The following is an 8241-nucleotide window of genomic DNA, read 5'->3' as shown; positions in this document are numbered from 1 at the left end:
TAATGAGTTAATTATAAAAATGATAGTAAAGCACTGTGGTGGAGATCCGAGTTTAGTTTTTCGCTGAATTAGGCTTTTTGAAAATCGTGTGCCTTGGGGATTCTTCCGAACACTCCTAATTCATATTCTCTGCCCAAAATGTCAATCCTCACGGTTCAGATTCATATTCTCTGCGCAAAATGTCAATCCTGACGGTTGATATTCATATTTTCTACGCAAAATGCCTATTTCAACGCCGCTAACGAATCCCTTCTCGTGGTAAGGCTTGACCCAAAATTTCGGAAATAACAGGACAAAAAAAGATTCCATCTCTCAAAAAGATGGAATCTATTAATATATTTTGAATTATTCGTTTCTAACAACTGGCTACCACTTCCACCAACTCGCCTTCAAGCGAAAAGTCGGATGCAGAAGTGATTTTAACATCGGCAAATTGCCCGATCATCGATTTATCGGTGCACGCAAAACGAATGGTTAATTTACCTTCGGTGTACGAGGTCAGGAAACCTTCTTTACGATCCTCGCCACGAACCAGCACGCGTACCGTTTGTCCAACCAAACTTTCGTTGTAGGGCAGGTTGTGTTTCCGCAGATCTTCAGTAAGCTGGTGCAGACGGCGTTTTTTCTCTTCCAGCGGCACATCGTCCACCCAGCGGTGGCTTGTTGCTCCCGGACGAGGCGAATAAATGGCCGTGTACGACATGTTGAATTTAAACTCGTCGAAAGCCTTACGCGTATTTTCAAACTGCTCTTCGGTTTCGCCTGTAAATCCAACAATCACGTCGGTAAATAGTGTTGCCTGCGGAATAATACGGCGGATAGTCTCTACAATATGGCGGTACTTTTCCATGTTGTGTTTGCGGTTCATACGCATCAATACCTTATCGTCGCCACTTTGCATGGGCAGGTGAATTTGTTTTCCCAAAACGGGATATTCGGCAATTACCTCAATTACTTCGTCGGTCATATCGCGCGGGTGCGGCGACGTAAAGTACAACCAGAACTCTTTGTTCATGCGTTTTCCCAGTTCGCCAATTTCACGTAACAATTGCGGAAAAGTCAGCTCCTCTCCTTTTTTATCCAGGCCATACGAATTTACGTTCTGCCCCAGCAGCGTAATCGATTTATAACCCTGCGCTACCAACAATGCCACTTCGGCAATAATATCTTTCGACGGGCGCGACACCTCGCGACCACGGGTATAAGGCACAGCGCAGTAGGTACAAAATTTATCGCAACCATTCTGAATTGGGATAAACGCCTCGAAATTCGACTGGTAATGTGGCTGTACATTCCAGAAATCTTCAATATTCTCGTTATGCGGATCGATGCCCACATTCAAATGTGTAGGTGTAGTAATGCCATAACTGCTGATCATTTTGGGCAGCTCGGGCAAATCTTTCATCTGGAAAGTGATATCAAAAAGTTTCAGGAACTTTTCATGATCGTCGGGCAAAATACACCCCGAAATAAAAGTAACCAGGTTTTTGTTGTTCTTCCACTTATTCCATTTATGAATGCGGGAATACACTTTATCAATGGCTTTCTGACGTACCGAGCACGCCAAAATACCAATCACTCCTGCCTCCTCCTCGTTGTCGGTCCACTGGTATCCGGCTTCATCAAGCACCGAGATTACCCGCTCGCTATCCGACATATTCATCTGACACCCTAAGGTTACTACGTGATATTTCATTTTAAAAAGTTCAAAGTTCTATGTTCAGTGTTCAGAGTATGTTCATCCTGAGCCTGAATCTTCTAAAAAAATATTTCAACACTCCCTGTCCTTCTTTTCTTCCCTTTGGGGAGACTAAGAGGGGCTTCTATTAAAAGTACACTTCGGTATAAATGTTCGACGTCGGGATTCCTTTTTCCGACAAGATATCGAACACTTCGTATATCATTTCGCTGTTTCCGCAAAGAAAACAGTTTGTATTTTCAGCTATTGTTTCGGTCTTTAAAAATTCGGTTACCCGGCCGTGGAAGTCGCCTCCCTTTTCGCCGGAAGTGCACAAAGTTACCCTTTCTTTATTAAAGTCGCTATGATCGTAGGCTTCTTCTGCTTTTCGCACACCGTGCACCATTTTGTAATTCAACTGCGGATGCGTTTTTACAAAACTATGAAACGGGCTGATGCCTGTTCCGGTGGCGATAAACAGAAATTGCTGCACCTTAAAACTTTTCGGATCGAATTTAAAAAATCCAAACGGACCGTCCACATCAACCCAATCGCCGGCTTTCAGCTTTTTTAATTTCGACGATACTTTTCCGCCATCCACTTCGCGTACCAAAACTTCGAGGTAATCGTCGTTCTCTCCGCTGTAAATGGAGTATTCGCGCCGATCAACTGCACCTTTTGTTCCAAGCAGAACAAACTGCCCGGTTTGAAACTGCATTTCATTTCTCTCGAACCGAATTACAAATGTTGAATCGGTTAAATGCCTGACTTGTGTTACTTTATGCTTTTTCAATTATTAAGACCTGTTCTAAATAAATCGGTGCAAAAGTATAAATAATTGGCAAATCTTCAAGGTTTTAGCGGTTTACATTATTCATTGGTAAAAAAGCAGCACAAAAAAAAGGGATCCTCCCAGCAGAATCCCCTTGCAAATTATCCTCCTTCACACTAATTGTATACCTCTTCCTCTCTTTGGTATCCCTCTGAAATAACGGTTAACTGAAGGTTTTCCCTGTTCACGATCATTCCGGTATGGAACACCGTAGGAACCAACATTTCTCCGTTACTCACTGTCTGATATGTTTTTTCTCCATTTTCATCACGCGCAAGCTTTATTGCTAAATCGGCGGTAGTAGCGGCCAATTTTTCGTAAGGTTTATAAACGGTACAGGTTTGATTTCCGGCCACAATTTCACGTAGGTTTCGCAAATCGGCATCCATTCCTGCTACCAATATCTGCCCTTCCTTACCTGCTTCTTTTACAGCCCTTATAACTCCCATTGCTAATTCGTCGTTGCCGGCAATAATTGCATTTACATCGGGATGTGCCTTTAATAATTTTTTGGCATGTTCGTAGCCTTCACTTTCTTCCCAGGCGTTGGTAAATTCGTTATAAACAATTTCAATGTCGCCCTTGTCAACCAGAGGTTGCAACACATTTCGCTGGCCCAGATAAAGCAACTGGCTATTGTTGTCGCTCATTGCGCCGCCAATTAAAGCATATTTCCCTTTGGGTTGTATGGTAGTTAAATAACTGGCCTGCAACGAACCAATCTCTACGTTGTCGGTAGATACATAGTAATCAAGTTTGCAATTTTTAATCAAACGGTCGTACGAAATAACTTTCACATTCTTCGCATGTGCAGCTTCAACAATAGCAGCGGCAGCAAACTGATCTACAGGTACTACCACTAGCACGTCAACACCGTTGGCGAGCAGTTCCTTTGCCTGGGCCAACTGTTTATCGGCATCATTTTCGGCATTCATAACTTTTACGGTTCCTCCAAGTTCCTGAACATCTTCTACAAGATAGTCCCGGTCGTTTTCCCACCGTTCTTTATCGAAAGCATGGATTAAAAACCCAACTTCAACAGGCTCGTCTTTGCTATCGCAAGCGGTAAAGCAAAGTCCGGATAGAAAAACTAAGATGAGTAATGTTATCCTGTAATTCATATTATTGAATTTAATTAAGTTTCTATTCAATTTACGAATTATAAGATGATAGGTTAACCCTTAAAATTGTTTTAGTTGGTTGTTTTATAACATTAGAAATAATGAAACCTTTTTAAGTGGGAACTTAAAATTTTTGAATTTCCTCGTATAATTTTTGAAGTGGCAGCCCCATAACATTGTAAAACGAACCTTCGATATGAGAGATTCCAATCGATCCGATCCACTCTTGAATGCCATACGCACCGGCTTTATCAAACGGTTTGAAATTGGTGATGTAATAATCTATTTCGGCAGCGGTGAGTTTTTTAAACTGCACATTGGTTAAGGCAGAAAATGTTACCGATTTGTTGGTAGAACTGAGGCAAACTCCGGTTATTACTTCGTGCATATTTCCGCTTAATGCCGATAACATCTCATAGGCATGATCGTAATCATCCGGTTTTTCCAGTACTTTTCCGTTTAAAACAACAATGGTATCGGCCGTTATCAGCATGTCGTTATTGTTCAGTTCATCGGCAAAAGCGTTTGCTTTCTTTTCGGCCAGGTAGCCCGGAATTTTTGCAGGAGCAAGTTCCGGAGGGTAGATTTCATCCACCTCTTTTGTCTTTACCTGAAAATCAATCCCCAGCGATTTTAAAAGCTCTTGCCTGCGTGGCGACTTTGATGCCAGTATGAAGTTATATTCGGGTATCCAGTTCATTTCAGAATGCTCTTGAATTTAGCATTTCAGGCGTAAACCATTTGTGTTGGGCTTTCAGTGTCTGCTCAATTACATCGCGCACACAACCTTCGCCACCATTTTTATCCGAAATATATTTCGAAATATTTTTAATATCACTTACAGCATCCTTGGGGCAAGTTGGCAAACCCACAGCTTGCATCACGCGGTAGTCCACCAAATCGTCGCCCATAAAAAGCACATCTTCGGGGGCCACATTCACCTTTTCCAGAAAATCGTTTAAGCAGGCTACTTTATCGCGGGCATTATCGTAAAAATACTCTACACCCAATTTTTCATAGCGTAATTTAACGCGTTGAATATACCCGCCGGTAATAATGGCAATTGGGTAACCGGCTTTTATGGCACTTCTAATGGCGAAACCATCTTTAACGTTAGCTGTTCGTATCGGGTCGCCCTCTTCATTAAGCGGCGAAATATCTTGCGACAACACGCCGTCAACATCAAATACAAATGCTTTTACACGGGTAAGTTCTTCTTTAAAAAACGACATTCTTATTGTTTTTTCTGATGATGCGCAAAAATACTCTTTGAAATTGAATTGTACAATTCCTGCAGGTCGGGCATTTCTGTTAATTCGTTAAGGTGCGCGTTAATTATGTTTTCATCGAAACGAATTGCCGGGCCTGTTTGTGCTTGTTTCGGATGCATCTCCTGCGCTTTACTCGCCGTTTCCATTATTAATGGCCGCAGAATTTCAAACGGCAGATCTTTTGTCTCCAGATATTTGGCAGCCATTGCATAACAGTGATTGGCAAAATTACAGGCAAACACGGCCGCAATATGCAGGCTTTTTCTTTTTTCTGAATTAAGAACAGTTACCGATTCTGAAACCGTATTAGCAATTTCTTTTAAAATTTGTAAATTCTCTTCGGAACTTGCTTCTATAAAAATGGGAATCTTCCTGAAATCGACTTTCCTGTTTTTTGAGAAAGTTTGCAGAGAATAGAAAACACCGTGGTTCTTTGCAAATCTACTCAGAACATTCAACGGCAAACTACCCGAACAATGTACCACTAACTTGTCGCCAAACTCAATCCCACTCAACACCTGTTCAACTGCTGAATCTTTTAATGCTACAAAATAGATATCGGCATAATTTACCAACGACGACGTTTGCGTGGTATAAGCAGTATTCAACTTATCTGCGAGTAATTTTGCCGAATCTTCAGTGCGACTATAAACCTGCACGATTTCCAATCCTGCTTTTGAGCAAGTCGTCGCTAAATGAGTAGCTAAATTTCCGGCACCGATAAAACATAATTTAAGGCTCATCTTTTCAAAATTTGTTCAAAAATAATGAGCCTTAATTTATCTGCCAAGCGGTTTTTAATTATTAAACCGTTGCCTTTGTATAACGGTGGTTAACTACATCCCAATTTACTACATTCCAAAAATTGTTGATGTAATCGCCACGTTTATTCTGATAATTCAAATAATAAGCATGTTCCCAAACATCCAAAGCCAGTAACGGAGTACCTTTTACTTCTGCAACATCCATTAACGGGTTATCCTGATTTGGTGTTGAACTTACTTTTAAAGCTCCGTCTTCATCAACAAGCAACCAGGCCCAACCACTACCAAAACGAGTTTTGGCTGCAGTAGCAAATTCGGTTTTAAAAGCATCTATCGAGCCAAAATCCTTTTCTATTGCAGCTTTTAAATCAGCCGGGATTTCGCCTTGTTGTGGAGTCATATTTTCCCAAAACAACGCATGATTATAATATCCTCCGCCATTGTTTCTTACTCCTTCGGGTTGTTTACTTATTCCGGCAAAAATATTCTCCATTGGAGTATTTAGCAAGTCTGTTCCTTTAGCTGCTGCCATAAACTTAGTAAAATAACCTTTGTGATGTTTGGAGTAATGAAGTTCCATTGTTTCGGCATCAATGTATGGCTCCAACGCATCGTAAGCGTACGCGAGCTCGGGGAATGTATGTCCTTCAAAATTTTGAGTTTCGTTGCCACACGCTATCAAACTACTTAAAAGTGGCGTTGCCATGGCAGCTGTTCCCACAGCGTATATAAATTTCCTTCTTTCCATGATATTTTTATTTGTTTATATAAGCAAACATCTATCGCAAAAAAAAGTTTGATAAATTTTAACTAACGCTAATAGTATTTATTTCTTGTTGGAAATAGTAAGAAATAAGTAATTTTTGGGGCCGGTTAAAAAGTAACAATAAAAGAAGAAAAAGAAAGAACTGCCAACATGTGTTTCAAGGTTTGAATCGGCAAAGTTGGCAAAAAACATAAAAGTTAAAAGTAACATCAATAACTGATCGTTATAACGTTTAGTTTTTACAACCGGATAAATTATGATAAACATGATAAACAGAAAGCCAATTACACCAAATTTAACCATATAATTCAAATACTGGTTGTGCGATGACGCGTAATTACTTTCTTCAATATTTGCTCCGTTCTCTTTAAAAGCGTTTGAAAAAGCTGTTTTCCAGTTGCCGGTTCCTACTCCAAATAACCAGTTATCCTTAATTATGGTAATTGCGGCTTTTGCAAATTCAATCCGTTGCGAAAACGACTGATTATTTGCATACCCTGTTTCAGAATAAACATGGTACTCCCAAATAGTTTGGTAAATGCGTGGATACAGCGAATATTTTTTCTCGTAAATTACATTTGCAATTCCACGTTCAATATTTTCAATGTCTTTTTCGGTTAAAGCTTTCACGCCTTCAGCATCTTTTCTCAATCCTTTCGATGTTAAATAACGAATTAGTGTTGCGCGTATCGGGTAACCGTTCACACCTGTTGAATCGTATTTTACGTCTGCAACTTTATTCCACTCCTCTTTCATTTCTTTTTGGCAGATATACAAATACACATAGTGCCCGTTTTCTACCATTTTCCTTGAGAAGTCGTGTTTATATTGATTCCCAATTACAGTAACCTTTTCAATGGTATTCGGATTTACTTCTTCAATATCGTAGAATTTATTTACGGCGCTATATAAATAAATAAGTGGTGCCAGTAAAATCGCAATAAAAACAATAACTATTGGGATTCTCCTTTTTGAAGTAAGTTTGGTTACGAGGTAAAAAAGAAAAAGAACAGCACTACTACCTAATGCTATTATTCCGGTTAATGATTGCTGAAACAACAAAAATCCAATATAAACAGTAATAAGAGCCAGAATAAGGATTCTTTTTACTTGAGTTAATTGGTTGAAATTGCTTAACAATACCAGTACCCAAAACCAAATCATTAATATGAGCTGAAATCCAAACCGAATGTGAGAGACTAAACTGATATCACGAACCGTAAGACTCTGACTCTCTAATACTGTAAATTTCCATCTGAAAATGGCAATTATAATTGCACTTATAGTTGATACGGTTAATGTGTATAAAACAAATCGTTTTTGTCGAGAGTTAATTTCTTTCCCCATACTAAATGCCAAAGGGAAAACCAGGTAAAACAAGGTCTTCTGCACATCATAAAACGACTTATCGTGTTGTAACGTAAAAAGTGTACTTATAAAGTATAATAGGAAAATTAGCGGAATTAACAGAATTATTTTCCGGTGTTTTATGCGTTCCCATTTCGCTGTTCGTGAGTCTTCTAAAATGGCAGTAAGCAATACTAAAGCGCCTACAACAGAAATTAATGCCACAGACAATGGCAGTACAATTACAAAAAGAATTAACGATAGAAAGAATAAATTTGAATCTATCAGTTCAGTCAAGTAATTCTTCATTTACAGAAGAGGTTTTATTCGGTTAAATAAACGTATAAAATACCATATTATTATATACAAAAAAGCCCGTGCTCTATTGAACACGGGCTTTGGTTTAAATTGGCAGCGACCTACTCTCCCACTTTTACGCAGTACCATCGGCGCTGACGGGCT

Annotated in this window: 8 protein-coding genes; all 8 read right to left on the bottom strand. The window is 39.6% G+C overall.

Translation table 11 applies throughout. The features are described 5' to 3' along the window. Window positions 1-355: 355 nt before the first annotated feature. Window positions 356-1696 (bottom strand): tRNA (N6-isopentenyl adenosine(37)-C2)-methylthiotransferase MiaB, encoded by a 1341-nt coding sequence (gene miaB / locus BMW53_RS20225; protein ID WP_038559811.1) that lies wholly within the window; start codon window positions 1694-1696, stop codon window positions 356-358. Between the two features lie 130 nt (window positions 1697-1826). Then, window positions 1827-2471, bottom strand: a complete 645-nt coding sequence (locus tag BMW53_RS20220) for a ferredoxin--NADP reductase (protein WP_038559808.1) — start codon at window positions 2469-2471, stop codon at window positions 1827-1829. A 155-nt stretch (window positions 2472-2626) separates the two neighbouring features. Further along, entirely contained in the window at window positions 2627-3631 is a 1005-nt protein-coding gene (locus BMW53_RS20215; RefSeq protein WP_038559805.1) for a sugar ABC transporter substrate-binding protein, read from the bottom strand. Window positions 3632-3755: 124 nt separating this feature from the next. Next, window positions 3756-4331 carry a Maf-like protein gene (locus tag BMW53_RS20210; protein WP_038559802.1) on the bottom strand — a complete coding sequence of 192 codons (576 nt, stop codon included), beginning with the start codon at window positions 4329-4331 and terminating at the stop codon, window positions 3756-3758. Window position 4332: 1 nt separating this feature from the next. Beyond that, window positions 4333-4863 (bottom strand): KdsC family phosphatase, encoded by a 531-nt coding sequence (locus BMW53_RS20205; protein ID WP_038559799.1) that lies wholly within the window; start codon window positions 4861-4863, stop codon window positions 4333-4335. A gap of 2 nt (window positions 4864-4865) precedes the next feature. Beyond that, window positions 4866-5645 carry a Rossmann-like and DUF2520 domain-containing protein gene (locus BMW53_RS20200; RefSeq protein WP_038559796.1) on the bottom strand — a complete coding sequence of 260 codons (780 nt, stop codon included), beginning with the start codon at window positions 5643-5645 and terminating at the stop codon, window positions 4866-4868. 61 nt (window positions 5646-5706) lie between these two features. Beyond that, window positions 5707-6414 (bottom strand): superoxide dismutase, encoded by a 708-nt coding sequence (locus tag BMW53_RS20195; RefSeq protein ID WP_038559793.1) that lies wholly within the window; start codon window positions 6412-6414, stop codon window positions 5707-5709. 78 nt (window positions 6415-6492) lie between these two features. After that, complete coding sequence (locus BMW53_RS20190) at window positions 6493-8088, bottom strand: O-antigen ligase family protein (RefSeq protein ID WP_038559790.1); 1596 nt, start codon at window positions 8086-8088, stop codon at window positions 6493-6495. Window positions 8089-8241 lie beyond the last annotated feature (153 nt).

The sequence above is a fragment of the Draconibacterium orientale genome (assembly GCF_900111425.1).
In the GTDB taxonomy this organism is placed as follows: domain Bacteria; phylum Bacteroidota; class Bacteroidia; order Bacteroidales; family Prolixibacteraceae; genus Draconibacterium; species Draconibacterium orientale.
The sequence above is the reverse complement of the archived record's forward strand: the minus strand, read 5'-3'. Positions and strand labels throughout refer to the sequence as shown.

Excerpts from the sequence above, each read along its gene's own strand:
- miaB (WP_038559811.1), bottom strand. The coding sequence starts at position 1,696 with ATGAAATATCACGTAGTAACCTTAGGGTGTCAGATGAATATGTCGGAT.
- BMW53_RS20215 (WP_038559805.1), bottom strand. The coding sequence starts at position 3,631 with ATGAATTACAGGATAACATTACTCATCTTAGTTTTTCTATCCGGACTT.
- BMW53_RS20210 (WP_038559802.1), bottom strand. The coding sequence starts at position 4,331 with ATGAACTGGATACCCGAATATAACTTCATACTGGCATCAAAGTCGCCA.
- BMW53_RS20205 (WP_038559799.1), bottom strand. The coding sequence starts at position 4,863 with ATGTCGTTTTTTAAAGAAGAACTTACCCGTGTAAAAGCATTTGTATTT.
- BMW53_RS20200 (WP_038559796.1), bottom strand. The coding sequence starts at position 5,645 with ATGAGCCTTAAATTATGTTTTATCGGTGCCGGAAATTTAGCTACTCAT.
- BMW53_RS20195 (WP_038559793.1), bottom strand. The coding sequence starts at position 6,414 with ATGGAAAGAAGGAAATTTATATACGCTGTGGGAACAGCTGCCATGGCA.
- BMW53_RS20190 (WP_038559790.1), bottom strand. The coding sequence starts at position 8,088 with ATGAAGAATTACTTGACTGAACTGATAGATTCAAATTTATTCTTTCTA.